Here is a 17,221-nt window from a genome sequence, read left to right as displayed (position 1 = left end):
CCGCGATGGCGCCAGTTCAGTCAGGGATGTATCAACTGACCCGCCGCCATCGCGAGCAAGCCCGCTCGCACATGTTTGATCTTCATTTTGCCTTGCTGGCCAGTTCCTCCAGGTGATCGATGATGCTCTGGGGCTTGAGCACCAGCACGTCGCTCTCCAGTGCATCGAGCACCACTTCCGCTGTATTGCCGATCAGCGCCCCGGAAATCCCGGTGCGTGCCACGGTGCCTATGATCGTGACCGCCGCGCGCAGTTTATGGGCGGCATGGGGGATCAGCACATCGGCCGGACCTTCTTCGATGTGCAGCCGGCTGTCGTCAATGTCGAACTCGGCCTGGAACGCCTTGCACTGCTCGCGATAGCGGGCCTCGATGGTTTCCTTGAGTTGGAACACCGGGTCAGCTGCCGACAGCATGGGCGACGGATGGGCGCTGATCACATGTAACTGGCCCTTGGCCAGGCTGGCGATGTCAAAACCATGATCGACGATGGCGGCGTGCAGGGCTTTATGCTCGTTATCGAGGTTGCCCACGTCGATGGCCGCCAGGATCACCCCGTCGGTCCATGGGGTCGCTGTCTTGACCAGCAGCACGGCGGCCGGGCACAAGCGCAGCAGTTTCCAGTCTTCGTGTGTCAGCAGGGCCTTTTTCAGCGGGCTGTCGGGGTAGTGCTGCTTGATCACCAGCTTGCAGCTCTCGCTCTGCTGCACCCTGATGATGGTTTTATGTATGTTGTCGTGCCAGGCCTGTTCGGTGCTGACGCTATAGCCATCCTCTTGCAAGCCGGCCTTGAGCAAGCTCAACAAGGCCGAATGCTCATGCTTTTCATCGCACACCAGCAAATGCAAGTGAGCGTCGGTCACCCCGGCGATCAGCTTGGCGCGCTTGAGCGCCAGGCTTTCCGAGTGTTCGGGCTCGATGATCACCAGGATTTTGCCAATTTCGTTCATGAGCGGGATCTCCAAGGGTGGGAAGGACAAGGCTTCGAACAACTATAGTTGTTGCCCGCCGTACGTCATGTTGATGCACATCAAGGCCCGTGACTGGTGGTCTGCGGCGGGGTCGGTATAATCGGCGGCCTTTTGTGATCCTTTGCCCGTGAGCCCGATGAACCTGCCCGAAATCCATGAATTCCTCGGTTGCCGCACCCCTGACGCCTGGGTCCAGGCCGCACTGGCCGACCAGGAAACCCTGCTGATCGACCACAAGAATTGCGAGTTCAAGGCCGCCAGCACCGCCTTGAGCCTGATTGCCAAGTACCACTCCCATGTTGACCTGATCAACATGATGTCGCGCCTGGCCCGCGAAGAACTGGTCCACCACGAGCAAGTCATGCGCTTGATGAAAAAGCGCAAGATCGAACTGCGCCAACTGCACGCCAGCCGCTATGCCTCGGGCTTGCGCAAGGTGGTGCGCAGCCACGAGCCGGTGAAACTGGTGGACACCCTGGTGGTGGGCGCCTTTATCGAAGCGCGCAGTTGCGAGCGTTTCGAAGCACTGGTGCCGCATTTGGACGAAGAACTCGGCAAGTTCTACTTTGGCCTGCTGAAAAGCGAGGCGCGACACTTTCAGGGCTATCTGAAGCTGGCCTATCAATACGGCGATGCCAAGGATGTTGCCCAAGTGATCGAGCGGGTCCGCGCCGCTGAGCAGGAACTGATCGAATCACCGGACGTCGAGTTCCGTTTCCACAGCGGCGTGCCGGCCTGATCTCAAACGCCCGTGAAAGACTGCGGGCTATTTGTAAAAAACTCTTAAAAACATGAAGTTTGCGTCAAAGCCCTGCTGTATGGGGCCCTGCGTGCGCTTGTGGATCGCTGTTGCCCACTATAATGCGCGCACTTCAATCGGCGCTGGCACAGTGGAAACTTATGGAAAACTTGGGTCTGGGCAAGGTCCTGCTCGTTGAGGACGATGAGAAGCTGGCAGGGCTGATCGCGCATTTTCTGTCACAGCATGGCTTTGAAGTGCGCGTGGTGCACCGGGGCGATGAGGCGTTGGCGGTGTTCCTGGCGTTCAAACCGAAGATCGTCGTGCTCGACCTGATGCTGCCGGGCCAGAGCGGCCTGCATGTGTGCCGCGAGATCCGCAATGTGTCCGACACCCCCATCGTGATCCTCACCGCCAAGGAAGACGACCTGGACCATATCCTCGGCCTGGAGTCCGGCGCCGATGACTATGTGATCAAGCCAATCAAGCCGCCGGTGTTGCTGGCACGCTTGCGGGCCTTGCAGCGCCGCCATCTGCCGGAGCCGACGGTGCGCGGCTCCCTGGCGTTCGGCCAGTTGGCGATTGACCGCAGTTGCCGAGGGGTGAGCCTGGGTGACGAAAAGATCGACCTGACCACCATGGAATTCGAGCTGCTGTGGTTGCTGGCCAGCAGTGCGGGCAAGATCCTCTCGCGCGACGATATCCTCAACCGCATGCGCGGGATCGCCTTTGACGGGCTCAACCGCAGTGTCGATGTGTATATCAGCAAGCTGCGCAACAAACTCAATGACAACCCCCGTGAGCCGGTGTGCATCAAGACCATCTGGGGCAAGGGCTACCTGTTCAACCCGTTTGCCTGGGAGGTCTAGCCCGATGTTGCGCCTGTTCCTGCGTCTGTACATCATCCTGGCCCTGGGCCTGGCCGGGGCGATCTGGCTGGTGAACTACACCTTCGATGAATTGCTGCCCGAAGCCAACGAGACCTACAACCGCGAAGCCATGCGCGGCCCGGCCTACGGCCTGGTGGAGCAATTACGCCCGTTGCCGGCGGGCGCAGCTCGCGAGGCGCGCCTGGCCGAGCTGCAAAAGCACTATGGATTGCGCCTGGGTTTTATCGACCGCAAGGCGGCGGGATTCGACCCTCGCGAGCAACAAATACTGGCTGACGGCAAGTTGGTGGTGCGCGGCGACTTCATGGAGTTCATCACCGAAATCGACGGCGGCGCGCAGTTGCTCCAGGTCAAACTCCCGGTGGAACCGCGCTGGCTGTACCTGTGGGCCTATAGCCTGTTGGGCCTGTGCCTGGCCATCGTCCTGTATTTCTGGGTGCGCCCGCATTGGCGCGACCTGGAGCATATCCGCGTGGCGGCCCAGGGTTTTGGTAACAATGACCTGGGCTCGCGCATCTTGCTGCCACGGCGCTCGAGCGTGCGCGAGCTGGCCGGGCACTTCAACCAGATGGCCGAGCGCATCGAGCACCTGATCGCCAACCAGCGTGAGCTGACCAACGCGGTGTCCCATGAGTTGCGCACCCCGATTGCGCGCTTGTCGTTTGAGCTCGATCAGCTCAAGCAGGAAGCCGACCCGCGCCAGAGCCGCGCGCTGATTGGCGACATGTACGCCGACCTCGGCGAGCTGGAGGATATGGTTTCTGAGCTGTTGACCTACGCCAGTCTTGAGCGTGGCGCGACGCAGGTCACCCGCGAGAATATCGAGGCGCAAAGCTGGCTCGACAGTGTGATCGGCAGCGTGGCCCTGGAAGCCGAGGCCGAAGGCGTCCAGTTGTCGCTGCGCACCTGTGAAGTTGATTTCATCCAGATCGAACCACGGTTTATGGCGCGCGCGGTGATCAACCTGCTGCGCAATGCCATTCGTTACGCGGAGCAGCGGGTAGAGGTATCGCTGGTCAAATTTGGCAGTGGCTACGAGGTACGGGTGTGCGACGACGGCCCCGGCGTACCCGAAGACGGCCGGGAGAAAATCTTCCAGCCGTTTATGCGCCTGGACGCCAGCCGCGACCGCCGCACCGGCGGCTTTGGCCTGGGCCTGGCGCTGGTGCAGCGGGTCAGCCAGTGGCATGGCGGACAGGTGCAGGTGCTGGATTCGCAGTGGGGCGGGGCGTCGTTCCGCATGACCTGGGCCTACGCCGACTAACCTTTTGCAAACTCATGAAGGTTGTAAATGTGGGGCTGGCTAGTCGGGTCGCCGCCTCGCTGCGATGGTCGTAAACGATGACGTTGGGTACCTGACACTCTGTGGCGATCTATTGGGCCGCCATCGCAGGCAAGCCAGCTCCCACAGGCGAATGCAGCTTCGCGCTCTGGCTTTGCTGTTGCTCTGCTTTTGATCTGGCTTTTGATCTTAGGCGCCCCGTTAAACCACGATGGCCGCAGGCAGGTATTGCGCAGTGGGCACCCCGGCATGGATGCCGGGGTAGCCGCGACACGGCCATGGATGGCCGATCGCGGCGGGCCCACGGAGCAATGCCTGACTGCGGGCATGCCGAGCCTAGGCGAGGCACCGAGTGGTGGGGCAAAAGCGCTTTGGTTACTTTCGCGCTCTTCGAAAGTGACCCGCCGTAAGGGCGGAACCCTAAGTGGCCGTAACCGCAGCAATGGATATATACACCCCCCCAACAACCCAAAAAGAGCGAATGATCATCGCAGCAATGCGGCGACCGGCAAGCCAGCCCCCCCTGTCTGATTGGGTTTGCAAATCAAAAGCTGTAGTTCAACACACCCATCACCGACGTCTGCATCCTGCGTTCCACAATCGGGCTTTTGCCCGCATCACCGGACAAATACTGCACATCCAGCAAGGTCGAGAAGGTTGTGTGGTCGCCCAACGGCACGCTCCAATCGAGGTTCAAGCCCCGGCTGACCATCCCACCCTTGGCGTCATACGCGCGAAAGCGGCTGCTTTGGGCTTGGCCGGTGGTCACGCCATACCAGGTCTGCACATAGTTGCCATCGCCAAAGCGGCTGTTGAGGCTGGCGTCCACGGTGCCGTAGTCACCGTCATACAGGTTGGTGCCAATGCTCAGTTCCAGGGAGGTAAACGCCTTGCCGCTGTCTTTTTTATCGTCTTGCTCCAGCGCATGTTCCAGGGTTGCGCCGAGGATTGCGGTGCCCAGGGTATAGCTGGCACTCACGCCGAACTGCGGCCGCGATTTGATTTGACCCATGCCCTTGAGCCGGTCAGAGCCCAGGTGGGTGCTTTTCTTCTGGTCCTTGCGCGCAGTGCTGGCGCCGACATAGGCATTGAAACTGAGGTTGTCATCTTCATAACCCCAACCCAGCCCCTTGTTGGTATCGAGAAAAATCCCCCACGGGCTGACGACATTTGCGCCGAGCATGGGCGCGGTCATGCGCTCATTGCTGCCGCTGTAGCGCGGCAGGTTGGCTGCCCCGGCTTGCAGGCTGTATTGCCAGTCGGCGGCGGCTGACAGTTGGGTGCAGCTGATCAGGCACACAGAAGTGGCAGCGAGGTAGATCGTTTTTGAACGCATGATGGCCTTCGTCGTTCCAAGGGAGGCTCAAATCCTAGGGACGGCGGGGGCAGGGGTCTTTGACAGCTTTGTCGGGAAACTGTCAAAGACTGTTAAACGGCTGGCCTCAGGGTCGCAATCAGCGCGCGGATCGCGCCCGGCAGGGCATCCAGTTCGCGTACCAGGATGCTGCGTTCGCGCACCGCCCAGCTTTCATCAAGCTTGATGCTCACCAGTTGCATGGTCCGACTGTGCCGCACGGCGGCGGACTCGGGGATGATGCCGATGCCGACTCCGGCCTCGACCATGCGGCAGATGGCTTCGAAACTCGACATCTGGATGCGCAAGGACAGTTGCTTGCCCAGGTGCTCGACGTGTTCACGCAAGAAGCTGAGCAAGGTGCTGCCTTCGTGCAGGCCAATATGCTGATAGGCCAGGGTCTGTTCCAGGGTCACTGACGGCTGCTTGGCCAGGGGATGGCCCACCGGCACCGTCAGCACTAGGTGGTCAGTGCTGAAGTGCAAGACCTGCAAGCCCGGCGCCTGCACGGGGCCGGCGATGATGCCCATGTCACTGGTGCCGTCGAGCACCCCGCGCACGATGTCACGGGACAGGCGCTCCTGCAGGTCGACCGTCACGCCGGGGCGCTGGGAGAGGAAACCAGCGAGGATTTCCGGGAGAAACTCGGTGACTGCCGTGGTATTGGCAAAGATACGGATATGCCCGGCGGAGTCGGCGCCATATTGGGTGAATTCGCTTTTCAGGTAATCGACCTGGCGCATGATCAGCCGCGCGTGGTGCAGCAGCCGTTCACCGGCCGGGGTGACTTCCACGCCGCGACTGTCGCGGTACAGCAGGCGCGTATCCAACTGGCCCTCCAGGGCCTTGATCCGTGCACTGGCGGCTGCCGGCGAGAGGAACGCACGCTTGGCACCCTGGGTCAGGCTGGGGGATTCGGCGATATGGATAAACAGGCGCAGGTCGGCCAGGTCGAAGTGCATGCAAGGCTCCCAGGTGAAGATAGCGGCGTTCAGCATAGCCGAACGCTGGCTTATTGAAATGCAAATTCTCAGAACGGCCAGGCGCTTGCATGATCCGGGGCAGACACTCACTGCCCGAGGACCTGCCCCCGATGAGCGCCACTGATTGGATTGGCCGAAGCGAAACCGCCCACGACCATTTGAGCCGTAACCTACTCAAGCGTATTGCCGCCACCTTCGGCGAGGCGGTGCCGGACGACGGAGCAGATTTACCACCGCTATGGCAGTGGTGCTTCTTCCAGGACCCGCTGGCGGAAACCGCCCTGGGCGCCGACGGCCACCCGGCCCGTGGCGGCTTCCTGCCGCCGGCCGATAACCGCAACCGCATGTGGGCCGGTGGGCGTATCGAGTTCCTGCACGCCTTGCGTGCCGGTGAGGCGGCGACCCGCGTGTCGACCATCACCCAGGTCGAGGAAAAGACCGGGCGCAGCGGTTCGTTGCTGTTTGTCACCGTGCGCCACGACTACTCCCAGGAGGGCCGCCTGGCAATCCGAGAGGAACAGGATATCGTCTACCGCGAGCCCACACCGCCCAAGGCCGGCAGCGGCGATGCCCTGGCCCGGGGCGACTGGTACGAGGCGATCGAGCCCACGCCGACCTTGCTGTTTCGCTACAGCGCCGTGACCTTCAACGGTCACCGCATTCACTACGACTACCCCTACGTGACCGGCACCGAAGGCTATGCGGGGCTGGTGGTGCATGGGCCGCTGATCGCCACCTTGAGCCTGCGCGCCTTTTGCCGGGCACATCCCGAAGCCACCTTGCGCCGTTTTGCCTATCGCGGCGTGCGTCCGTTGATTGCGCCACAGGCGTTTGAGGTGGGCGGGCGAGTGACGGCGGCCGGTGTCGCCCAGCTGTGGGCCGGTAACGCTGCTGGCCTGGCGCAGCAGGCTGAAGCGCATTTCGAATAATCCAAGAACAACAGGCGGAGAGCCGTTAATGAACCCCCATGACAACGAAGAACTCAACGCTATTCGCGAAGGCGTGCGCGCCTTGTGCGCTGAATTCGACGCCGCTTACTGGCGCAAAATCGATGAAGAAAAGGGTTTCCCCGAAGCCTTCGTCAAGGCCCTGACGGACGCCGGCTGGCTGTCGGCGATGATTCCTGAGCAATACGGCGGCTCCGGCCTGGGCCTGGCCGAAGCCTCGGTGATCCTCGAGGAGGTCAACCGCTGCGGCGGCAACTCCGGCACCGTCCATGGCCAGATGTACAACATGTTCACCCTGTTGCGTCATGGCAGCGAGGCGCAAAAGCGCTTCTACCTGCCCAAGCTGGCCAGCGGTGAATTGCGCCTGCAGTCCATGGGCGTTACCGAGCCCACCACCGGCACCGACACCACCAAGATCAAGACCACCGCGATTCGGCGCGGCGACAACTACGTGATCAACGGGCAAAAGGTGTGGATCTCGCGGGTGCAGCATTCCGACCTGATGATCCTGCTGGCGCGTACCACGCCGCTGGCCGAGGTGAAGAAAAAGTCCGAGGGTATGTCGATCTTCCTGGTGGACCTGCGCGCGGCCATCGGCAACGGCCTGACCGTGCAGCCCATCGCCAATATGGTCAACCACGAGACCAACGAGTTGTTCTTCGACAACCTCGAGCTGCCCCTCGACAGCTTGATCGGCGAGGAGGGCAAGGGCTTCAAATACATCCTTGACGGCCTCAACGCCGAACGCACGCTGATCGCCGCCGAATGCATCGGCGATGGCCGCTGGTTTATCGAAAAGGCCAGTGCCTATGCCCGCGACCGCGTGGTGTTTGGCCGGCCAATCGGGCAGAACCAGGGGGTGCAGTTCCCGATTGCCGAAGCCCATATCGAAATCGAGGCGGCGGACCTGATGCGCTGGCGTGCCTGCGAGGAATACGACCGCGGCGTCAATGCTGGGGCCAGCGCCAATATGGCCAAGTACCTGGCGGCCAAGGCGTCCTGGGAAGCGGCCAACGCCTGCCTGCAAACCCACGGCGGCTTCGGATTTGCCTGCGAGTACGACGTGGAGCGCAAATTCCGCGAGACGCGCCTGTACCAGGTGGCGCCGATCTCCACCAACCTGATCCTGTCGTACGTGGCCGAGCATCTGCTCGAGCTGCCACGCAGCTTCTGAGGGCCTGAGCATGAGCCATACCCAAGACTTGTGCCGGTTCCTCGCCGAGTTGAATGACGCGCAATTGCCCGACGCGGTGCTGGCGCGTATCGAAGAACTGTATCTGGATTGGCTGGCCTCGGCGCTGGCCAGCCAAGGTTCGCACCCGATTCCCTTGTTCGAGCGCTATGCACAAAAGATGGGCCCGGCCACCGGGCCTTCGCAGATAATCGTCAACGGTGGCAGCAGCAGCGCGTATTTTGCCGCGCTGGTCAACGCGGCCTCATCGCACCTGGTGGAGCAGGACGACCTGCACAACAGCTCGGTGCTGCACCCCGCGACGGTGGTGTTTCCCGCTGCCCTGGCGGCCGCGCAAGACCTCGGCAAATCCGGTCGCGAGTTGTTGTTGGCCGCGGTGGCCGGTTATGAGGCCGGGATTCGCATCGGCGAGTTCATGGGTCGTTCCCACTACCGGATCTTCCACACCACGGCCACAGTCGGCACCCTGGCGGCGGCGGTGGCCGTGGGCAAGTTGCTGGACTTCAACGAAGAACAATTCATCAACCTGCTCGGCAGCGCCGGCACCCAGGCCGCCGGGCTCTGGGAGTTCCTGCGCGATGCCGCTGACTCCAAGCAGTTGCACACCGCCAAGGCCGCAGCGGATGGCTTGCTGGCCGCGTATCTGACGGCGGATGGCCTGAGCGGTGCGCGCAATATCCTCGAAGGCGAGCAGGGTTTGGCGGCGGGTATGTCCACTGACGCCGAGCCGGGCAAATTGTCCGCAGGCCTCGGTAGCCGCTGGGCGCTGCTGGAAACCTCGTTCAAGTTCCACGCTTCGTGCCGCCATACCCACCCGGCCGCCGATGCGTTGCTGGACTTGATGCAGCGCGAAGGCCTGGCCGCTGCGGATATCGCCAGGGTCGAGACCCGCGTGTACCAAGGCGCTATTGATGTGCTCGGCCGCGTGACCGTACCGGCCACCGTGCACCAGGCCAAGTTCTCCATGGGCACCGTGCTCGGCCTGATTGCTGTGCACGGCAAAGCCGGGCTTACCGAGTTTCATCAGTGGGCCCTGAGCGATCCCGCCGTCGCTGCGTTCCGCGACAAGGTCAGCATGATCTTCGACCGCGCAGTCGACGACGCCTATCCGCAGCGCTGGCTGGGCCGCGTCACCGTGACCTGCGTCGATGGCCGCACGTTGCATGGTGCGATTGACGAGCCCAAGGGCGACCCGGGCAACACCCTGGACCGAGTGCAGTTGGCGGACAAGTTCCAACGCCTCTGCCAGTTCAGCGGCGCCCGCACGCCGGCCCAGGCCAGCGCCTTGATCGAAAAAGTCTGGAACCTGCGCAACGTCGCATCCATGGCCCATTGGCTTTGAGGAATTGTCATGACTGCTAATCAACGACCGCTGGACGGCATCACCGTGGTCAGCCTGGAACACGCGATTGCTGCGCCGTTCTGTACCCGCCAACTGGCCGACCTGGGGGCGCGGGTGATCAAGATCGAACGCCCGGGCAGCGGTGATTTTGCCCGTGGCTACGACGAGCGCGTGCGCGGCCTGGCCTCGCATTTTGTGTGGACCAACCGTTCCAAGGAAAGCCTGACCCTGGACCTCAAGCAGGCGGAGGCCGGCGCTATCCTCGACACCTTGCTGGCCGATGCCGACGTGCTGGTGCAGAACCTTGCACCCGGTGCGGCGGCGCGTATGGGGCTCGCGTTCGAGGCGCTGCAGGCGCGCTTTCCACGACTGATTGTGTGTGATATTTCCGGCTACGGTGAAGGCGGGCCCTACGAGAAAAAGAAAGCCTATGACCTGCTGATCCAGAGCGAGGGCGGTTTTCTTTCGGTGACCGGTGGCCCCGGTGAAGAGCAGATGGCCAAGGCCGGTTGTTCCATCGCGGATATCTCCGCCGGCATGTACGCCTACAGCGGCATCCTGTCGGCACTGCTATTGCGCGGCAAGACGGGCAAGGGCAGCCGCATTGACGTGAGCATGCTGGAAAGCCTGGTGGAGTGGATGGGCTACCCGATGTACTACGCCTTCGACGGTGCCCCGCAGCCACCGCGGGCCGGCGCGGCGCATTCGACGATCTACCCCTACGGGCCGTTCCCCACCGGCGATGGAGGCACGGTGATGCTCGGTTTGCAGAACGAACGCGAATGGGCGGCGTTCTGCGACAAGGTACTGCTCACCCCGACGCTGGCGACGGATGAACGCTTCTCGGCCAACTTCAAGCGTTCAGCCAACCGCGAAGTGCTGCGCCAGATCATTGTCGACAGCTTTGCCCAACTCGACACCGAGGCCGTGATCCAGCGCCTGGAACACGCGCAGATCGCCAGTGCACGGGTCAACGATATGCAAGGCGTGTGGGACCACCCGCAACTCAAGGCCCGCGACAGCTGGCGTGAAATCGACAGCCCGGCCGGGCCGTTACCGTCGTTATTGCCACCGGCGCGTAACGCCGCGTTTAGCCCGCGTATGGACGGCGTACCGGGACTGGGGCAGCACAGCCAGGCAATTCTCCAGGCGCTGGGCTACTCGGGTGAGGCCATCGACAGCCTGCGCGCGCGCGGCGTTATCTAATCAGGAGTTCTGTGATGCCTTTGATTCGTTCTGCCTTGTTCGTGCCGGGCAGCCGCCCGGAGCGCTTTGCCAAAGCACTGGCCAGTGGTGCCGATGCGGTGATCGTGGATTTTGAAGACGCGGTGGAAGAACCGCTCAAGCGCCAGGCCCGGGACAACCTCGGCGGGTTTTTAACGGTCAACCCCGATGCCTGTGTGTGGGTGCGCATCAATGCCCCAGAACACGCCGAGCACTTTGCCGATGTGGCGTTCTGCAAAGCCCACGGCAACGTGGCCGGGGTGTTGCTGCCCAAGGTGGAAAGTGCCGCCCAGGTGGCGGTGGTCGCCGCTGCCGGCAAAGTCATCTGGCCGATTATCGAAAGTGCACGAGGCCTGCTGGCGGTGGCCGAAATCGCCCATGCGCCGCAAGTGCAGCGCCTGTCGTTCGGTGGCCTGGACCTGGCGCTGGACCTGAACCTGAGCAGCCACTCGGCGGCGGCGAATTTTGCCCTGGATCAGGCGCGCCTGGCGCTGATCGTGCATTCGCGCGCCGCCGGCCTGGTGGCACCGCTGGACGGTGTACACCCGGCGATCGACGACCCGGAGGGCCTGCGCCACTCGATCCGGCATGCCTATGAAATGGGCTTTGCCGGGGCCCTGTGTATCCATCCCAAGCAGGTGCCGGTGATCCATGAGGCCCTGGCGCCGAGTGCGGCGGACCTGGCCTGGGCGCAACGGGTGGTGGAGGCCGGTGCCCATGGGGCAGGGGCCTACCAGATTGATGGGCAGATGGTGGATGCGCCGGTGTTGCTGCGGGCCCAAAGGCTGCTGGCAGCACAGAACTCCCACGCGGGATAGGCATTGCTCCCCAGGTTGGTGTTCGGCTTGGCCGAACGCAGTGTTTAAAAATTTCAAATTCACTACACGCATCACATCAGGCACCTTGCCTGACACCACCACAACAATAAAAAGGTGATACCCATGCTCAAGCTTTCTCGGGCGCTGTTGTGCGCCGCCACGTTGTTTGCCGCAGGCCTGGCCCAGGCGGCTGATCCGATCATCATCAAGTTCGCCCACGTGGTAGCGGAAAACACCCCCAAAGGCCAGGGCGCGCTGCTGTTCAAGAAACTTGCCGAAGAGCGCCTGGCGGGCAAGGTCAAGGTCGAGGTGTACCCCAACTCGTCGCTGTTTGGCGACGGCAAGGAGATGGAAGCGCTGCTGCTGGGCGATGTGCAGATGCTGGCGCCGTCCCTGGCCAAGTTCGAGCAGTACACCAAGCAAGTGCAGATCTACGACCTGCCGTTTTTGTTCAACGACCTGGCCGCCGTCGACCGTTTCCAGGCCGCTGAAGGCAAGCAACTGCTGACGTCGATGCAGGACAAGAACATCCTCGGCCTGGCCTATTGGCACAATGGCCTCAAGCAACTGTCGGCCAACAAGGCCCTGCACGAGCCCAAGGATGCCCGGGGCCTGAAGTTCCGCGTGCAGGCCTCCAGTGTGCTGGAAGAGCAGTTCAAGGCGATCCGTGCCAACCCGCGCAAGATGAGTTTTGCCGAGGTCTACCAAGGCTTGCAGACCGGCACTGTCAACGGCACCGAAAACACCTGGTCGAACTATGAAAGCCAGAAGGTCAACGAGGTGCAGAAGTACTTCACCGAGTCCAACCACGGCCTGATCGACTACATGGTGATCACCAACGCCAAGTTCTGGAACGGCCTGGCGCCGGACATCCGCAGCAGCCTGGAACAGATCATGGTCGAAGTCACCGTCGAGGTGAACAAGCAGGCCGAAGCGCTGAACCAGTCGGCCAAGCAGAAGATTATCGACGCCAAGACCAGCGAAATCATCGAGCTGACCCCCGAGCAACGCCAGCTATGGCGCGAAGCCATGCGTCCGGTGTGGCAGAAGTTCGAGGGGCCGATTGGCGCTGACCTGATCAAGGCCGCAGACGCGTCCAACCACTGATCGCCTGCGCAACCCCGACCCAAGGTGGGAGCGGGCTTGCCCGCGATGGCGGCGTCTGAGCCAGCCGAGAGGCCGTTGATGCCCCATCGCGGGCAAGCCCGCTCCCACATGTTGCGACCCCTTTCCCTGTAAGCGAGGTTTTGCCATGCAATCCCTAAGGCGCGTCTGGGAGCACCTGGAGGAAGGTTTTATCGCCTTCCTGCTGGCCGCCATGACCCTGGTGACGTTTGTCTACGTCATGCTCAACAACATCTACACCCTGTTTTTTGCCTTGGCCGACAAGTGGGCCTGGAGCAGCAGTTTTTTCAACGCCCTGGGCGACGGCACCATGACCTGGGCCCAGGACATGACCTGGAGCGTTGCGCTGACCAAGGCGATGTTCGGCTGGCTGATTTTCTTCGGGATTTCCTATGGCGTGCGCACCGCCGGCCACCTGGGGGTCGATGCCCTGGTGCGCCTGACGCCACGCCGGGTCCAGCGCCTGCTGGGAATGCTCGCGTGCCTGTGCTGCCTGGCCTACGCCGGGTTGTTCATGGTGGCCAGCTACAAGTGGGTGAGTGCCGTGCTGGCGGCCGGGATCGGGGCCGAGGACCTCGATCATTTCGGCCTGGAAGTGGGGCATATCGCGCTGATCGTGCCGATCGGCTTTGCCCTGGTGTTGATCCGCTACCTGGAAATTTTCTACCGCCTGTTTACCCACCGTCAGGTCGGGTTGGGGCTGGCCGACGAAGCCGGTGAAGCCAGCAAGTTGGCCGGTAGCCATGAGGAGCGTGACTGATGGCCGTTCTCTGTCTGTTTTTACTGCTGTTGGTGTTCATGTTTCTCGGCGTGCCCATCGCGATTTCCCTGGGGTTGTCGGGGGCGATGTCGATCCTGATGTTCAGCCAGGACTCGTTAAGCTCCCTGGCGATCAAGCTGTTTGAAACCAGCGATGCCTACACCTTCCTGGCGATTCCGTTCTTCCTGCTGTCGGGGGCGTTCATGACCACCGGCGGCGTGGCGCAACGCTTGATCGATTTTGCCAACGCCTGTGTCGGCCATATCCGTGGCGGCCTGGCGATTGCGGCGGTGCTGGCGTGCATGCTGTTCGCCGCGCTGTCCGGTTCATCGCCGGCGACGGTGGCGGCGGTGGGGTCGATTGCCGTGGCCGGTATGGTGCGCTCCGGTTACCCCAAGGAGTTTGGCGCCGGGATCATCTGCAATGCCGGGACCCTGGGCATCCTGATTCCGCCTTCCATCGTGATGGTGGTGTACTCGGCGGCGACGGAAACTTCGGTGGGCAAGCTGTTTATGGCGGGGGTGATCCCCGGCTTGCTGCTGGGCCTGATGCTGATGATCGCGATCTACATCGTGGCGCGTATCAAAAAGCTGCCGGCACAACCCCGGGCGACCTTTGCCCAGTGGCTGGGCTGCGCGCGCCGCGCGTTCTGGGGCCTGTTGCTGCTGGTGATCATCCTCGGCGGTATCTACAGCGGCATGTTCACCCCCACTGAAGCTGCAGCCGTGGCGGCGGTGTACTCGGCGTTTGTCGCGCTGTTTGTGTACAAGGACATGCGCTTGAGGGATTGCCCCAAGGTGCTGCTGGAGTCTGGGCGCCTGTCGATCATGCTGATGTTCATCATCGCCAACGCCATGCTGTTTGCCCATGTGCTGACCACCGAACAGATCCCGCAGGAAATCACGGCCTGGGTCATCTCCGAAGGGCTGACGCCGATCGGTTTCCTGCTGATGGTCAACGTGGTGCTGTTGATCGCCGGCAGCTTTATGGAGCCCTCGGCCATTGTGCTGATCCTGGCGCCGATCTTCTTCCCGATTGCGATGAAGCTGGGCATCGACCCGATTCACCTGGGGATTGTGATGGTGGTGAACATGGAGATCGGCCTGGTGCATCCGCCCGTTGGGCTGAACCTGTTCGTGACCTCGGCGGTGACCGGCCTGACTCTGGGCCAGACGGTCCGCGCAGCGATGCCATGGCTGATGATCCTCCTGGCGTTCCTGGTCCTGGTGACGTACGTGCCGTTTATCTCACTGGCGCTGCCGCAGTGGTTGGGCATGTAGCCAGCGCCCAAACGCCGCACCACCCCCAGACTTGATTTCAATCAAGGGCTCACTGGCCACGTGCCACCTACCATCGGCTGCATATCCCGGCCGTTGAAGTCAGTGAGCCCATGAACCGCCCCAAGCCCTCGACCCTCGCTACCCTGGCTGCAAGTCCCGTTACCTGGCTGGTTGTCCTGGTGCTGCTGTTCAGCCTGGCCGGCCCGGCCCAGGCCAAGTCCTACGGCGCGATTGAACAGCAGCGCATCGACAAGATTTTCCCGCAGGCCGACGCCATTTCCGCCGCCCAAGGCCCGTTCAAGGTGCGCACGCTGTCGGCCAAAGGCGCGGTCATCGGCTATGTGTTCCAGAGCCTGGACGTGGTGGACATCCCGGCGTACTCCGGCAAACCGATCAACACCCAGGTGATTCTCGACCCGGCCGGGGTGATCCGTGATGCCTATGTGCTGGAGCACCACGAGCCGATTCTGTTGATCGGCATTCCCGAGGCCAAGCTGCATGACTTCACCGCCCGCTACAGCGGGATCAACGTCAAGCAGCGGGTGGTGGTGGGGCATTCCAGTGACAGCCAGGCGGTGACCGTGGATGCGGTGGCCGGTGCCACGGTCACGGCGATGGTGGTCAATGAGGTGATCATGCGCGCCGCCCACGAAGTGGCGGTGTCGCTCAAGCTGATCGAGGACAAGGCCAGCACCGCGCAGAAAGTCGCGCTGGTGCGCGCTGACCTGTTCGAGCCGGCCAACTGGGCGCAGTTGACCGGCAATGGCGCGGTGCGCCGCTTGCACCTGACGCGCGGCCAGGTGGATGCCGCCTTCAAGGGCACCGAGGCCGAAGGCGTGGACGTGGCGGGGGCGGGGCAGGTCGACGAGACGTTTATCGACTTGTATGTGGCCGATCTCAACGCGCCGACCATCGGCCGCAACCTGTTGGGTGACGCGCAGTACCGGGTGTTGATGCAGGGCCTCAAGCCCGGCGAGCAGGCCATCGCGGTGCTGGGACGCGGGATTTTTTCGTTCAAGGGCTCGGGCTATGTGCGCGGCGGGATTTTTGATCGGGTGCAGTTGCGCCAGTTCGGCAATGTCATCAGCTTCCGCGATATGGACCACCAGCGCCTGTACGACGTGTTCGCCGAGGGCATGCCCGAGTTCGATGAAATGTCGGTGTTTATCGTGCGCCCCCAGGCTGCGTTCGATCCAGGCTCAGCGTGGACCCTGGAGCTGCTGGTACGGCGCCAGACCGGCCCGGTCAGTGGCACCTTCAGCAGTTTTGAATTGCCCTACCAGATGCCCGAGGCGTATCTGGAGCGCCCGTTGCCCACCGCCGCCGAACAGGCCGCCATCGACGAAGCCAACCGGCCGATGTGGCTGACGATCTGGTACCAGAAACACGTGCAGATCCTGATCCTGGGCGCCGCCCTGGTGCTGCTGACGGTGATTCTGTTTTTGCAGGACAGCCTGGCCCGGCGCCCGCGTCTGCTGCACTGGGTGCGCCGTGGCTATCTGCTGTTTACCGTGGTGTTTATCGGCTGGTACGCCCTGGGGCAACTGTCGGTGGTCAATGTGCTGACCTTTGTGCATGCGCTGTTCCAGCAGTTCCGCTGGGAGCTGTTCCTCACCGACCCGCTGATCTTCATGCTCTGGGTATTCACCGCCGCCAGCATCCTGCTGTGGGGCCGGGGGGTGTTCTGTGGCTGGTTGTGCCCGTTCGGGGCGCTGCAGGAGTTGCTCAACGAGGCGGCGCGCAGGCTCAAGGTGCGCCAGTTCGAGCTGCCGTTTGCCGTGCATGAGCGGCTGTGGGCGATCAAGTATTTGATCCTGCTGGGGCTGTTTGGCCTGTCTCTGGAGTCGATGGCCACCGCCGAGCGTTTTGCCGAAGTGGAACCGTTCAAGACCGCCATCACCCTGCATTTCGACCGCCAATGGTGGTTCGTGCTGTACGCCGTGGCGCTGCTGGTGATCAACCTGTTCACGCGCAAAGTCTACTGCCGCTACCTCTGCCCACTGGGCGCGGCGCTGGCGATCCCCAGCAAATTCAGGTTGTTCGACTGGCTCAAGCGGCGCAAGGAGTGTGGCGATCCGTGCCAGTTGTGCGCCAGGGAATGCGAGATCCAGGCGATCCACCCCGACGGCCATATCAACGCCAATGAATGCCACTACTGCCTCGATTGCCAGATGACCTGGCACAACGACCACAAATGCCCGCCCCTGATCAACAAGCGCAAGAAACGCAACAAGGCCGCACCCGCCACTGGGCAATTGATCCCGCTGGTGCAGGTGGCGGTGCCTGAATGACGGCCTTGGGCACCCACTTTTCAT

15 protein-coding genes are annotated in these 17,221 nt (G+C 62.5%); 12 read left to right on the top strand and 3 right to left on the bottom strand.

From position 1 onward, the window contains the following. Positions 1 to 82: 82 nt before the first annotated feature. A complete protein-coding gene (locus HBO11_RS25910; protein WP_169957370.1) occupies positions 83 to 949 on the bottom strand; it encodes a universal stress protein in 867 nt (288 codons plus the stop codon). A gap of 157 nt (positions 950 to 1,106) precedes the next feature. Between HBO11_RS25910 and miaE the strand changes: the two genes are divergently transcribed. From miaE to HBO11_RS25895, 3 genes are all read left to right on the top strand, one after another. Further along, entirely contained in the window at positions 1,107 to 1,709 is a 603-nt protein-coding gene (miaE, locus tag HBO11_RS25905; RefSeq protein WP_029294839.1) for a tRNA isopentenyl-2-thiomethyl-A-37 hydroxylase MiaE, read from the top strand. Positions 1,710 to 1,870: 161 nt separating this feature from the next. After that, positions 1,871 to 2,578 (top strand): winged helix-turn-helix domain-containing protein, encoded by a 708-nt coding sequence (locus HBO11_RS25900; protein ID WP_169957369.1) that lies wholly within the window; start codon positions 1,871 to 1,873, stop codon positions 2,576 to 2,578. 4 nt (positions 2,579 to 2,582) lie between these two features. After that, entirely contained in the window at positions 2,583 to 3,863 is a 1,281-nt protein-coding gene (locus HBO11_RS25895) for an ATP-binding protein (protein WP_169957368.1), read from the top strand. Between the two features lie 562 nt (positions 3,864 to 4,425). On the opposite strand, the gene HBO11_RS25890 is transcribed toward HBO11_RS25895, so the two are convergent. Both HBO11_RS25890 and HBO11_RS25885 read right to left on the bottom strand, forming a co-directional pair. Next, positions 4,426 to 5,217, bottom strand: a complete 792-nt coding sequence (locus HBO11_RS25890; RefSeq protein WP_169957084.1) for a MipA/OmpV family protein — start codon at positions 5,215 to 5,217, stop codon at positions 4,426 to 4,428. Between the two features lie 92 nt (positions 5,218 to 5,309). Then, entirely contained in the window at positions 5,310 to 6,197 is an 888-nt protein-coding gene (locus tag HBO11_RS25885; protein ID WP_169957083.1) for a LysR family transcriptional regulator, read from the bottom strand. 131 nt (positions 6,198 to 6,328) lie between these two features. Between HBO11_RS25885 and HBO11_RS25880 the strand changes: the two genes are divergently transcribed. The 9 genes from HBO11_RS25880 to HBO11_RS25840 all read left to right on the top strand — a co-directional run bounded on the left by HBO11_RS25880 (position 6,329) and on the right by HBO11_RS25840 (position 17,197). After that, positions 6,329 to 7,147 carry a MaoC family dehydratase N-terminal domain-containing protein gene (locus HBO11_RS25880; protein ID WP_169957082.1) on the top strand — a complete coding sequence of 273 codons (819 nt, stop codon included), beginning with the start codon at positions 6,329 to 6,331 and terminating at the stop codon, positions 7,145 to 7,147. A 28-nt stretch (positions 7,148 to 7,175) separates the two neighbouring features. After that, entirely contained in the window at positions 7,176 to 8,339 is a 1,164-nt protein-coding gene (locus HBO11_RS25875; protein ID WP_169957080.1) for an acyl-CoA dehydrogenase family protein, read from the top strand. Between the two features lie 10 nt (positions 8,340 to 8,349). Further along, positions 8,350 to 9,699 (top strand): MmgE/PrpD family protein, encoded by a 1,350-nt coding sequence (locus HBO11_RS25870; protein WP_169957079.1) that lies wholly within the window; start codon positions 8,350 to 8,352, stop codon positions 9,697 to 9,699. Between the two features lie 9 nt (positions 9,700 to 9,708). Beyond that, positions 9,709 to 10,905 (top strand): CaiB/BaiF CoA-transferase family protein, encoded by a 1,197-nt coding sequence (locus HBO11_RS25865; RefSeq protein ID WP_169957078.1) that lies wholly within the window; start codon positions 9,709 to 9,711, stop codon positions 10,903 to 10,905. Between the two features lie 14 nt (positions 10,906 to 10,919). After that, entirely contained in the window at positions 10,920 to 11,741 is an 822-nt protein-coding gene (locus HBO11_RS25860) for a CoA ester lyase (RefSeq protein WP_169957077.1), read from the top strand. Positions 11,742 to 11,864: 123 nt separating this feature from the next. Continuing rightward, entirely contained in the window at positions 11,865 to 12,848 is a 984-nt protein-coding gene (locus HBO11_RS25855; RefSeq protein WP_169899204.1) for a TRAP transporter substrate-binding protein, read from the top strand. Between the two features lie 145 nt (positions 12,849 to 12,993). Next, complete coding sequence (locus HBO11_RS25850) at positions 12,994 to 13,626, top strand: TRAP transporter small permease (RefSeq protein ID WP_169957076.1); 633 nt, start codon at positions 12,994 to 12,996, stop codon at positions 13,624 to 13,626. Further along, a complete protein-coding gene (gene dctM / locus HBO11_RS25845) occupies positions 13,626 to 14,906 on the top strand; it encodes a C4-dicarboxylate TRAP transporter large permease protein DctM (protein WP_169957075.1) in 1,281 nt (426 codons plus the stop codon). Before HBO11_RS25850 ends, dctM begins: the two co-directional genes overlap by 1 nt. A 110-nt stretch (positions 14,907 to 15,016) precedes the next feature. Then, the gene (locus HBO11_RS25840) at positions 15,017 to 17,197 is read left to right on the top strand and encodes a NosR/NirI family protein (protein WP_169957074.1); all 2,181 of its coding nucleotides are present in this window, start codon (positions 15,017 to 15,019) and stop codon (positions 17,195 to 17,197) included. Positions 17,198 to 17,221: the final 24 nt, after the last annotated feature.

The sequence above is a fragment of the Pseudomonas sp. WS 5010 genome (assembly GCF_012985565.1).
In the GTDB taxonomy this organism is placed as follows: domain Bacteria; phylum Pseudomonadota; class Gammaproteobacteria; order Pseudomonadales; family Pseudomonadaceae; genus Aquipseudomonas.
This window is presented reverse-complemented; position numbering and strand designations above follow the sequence as displayed.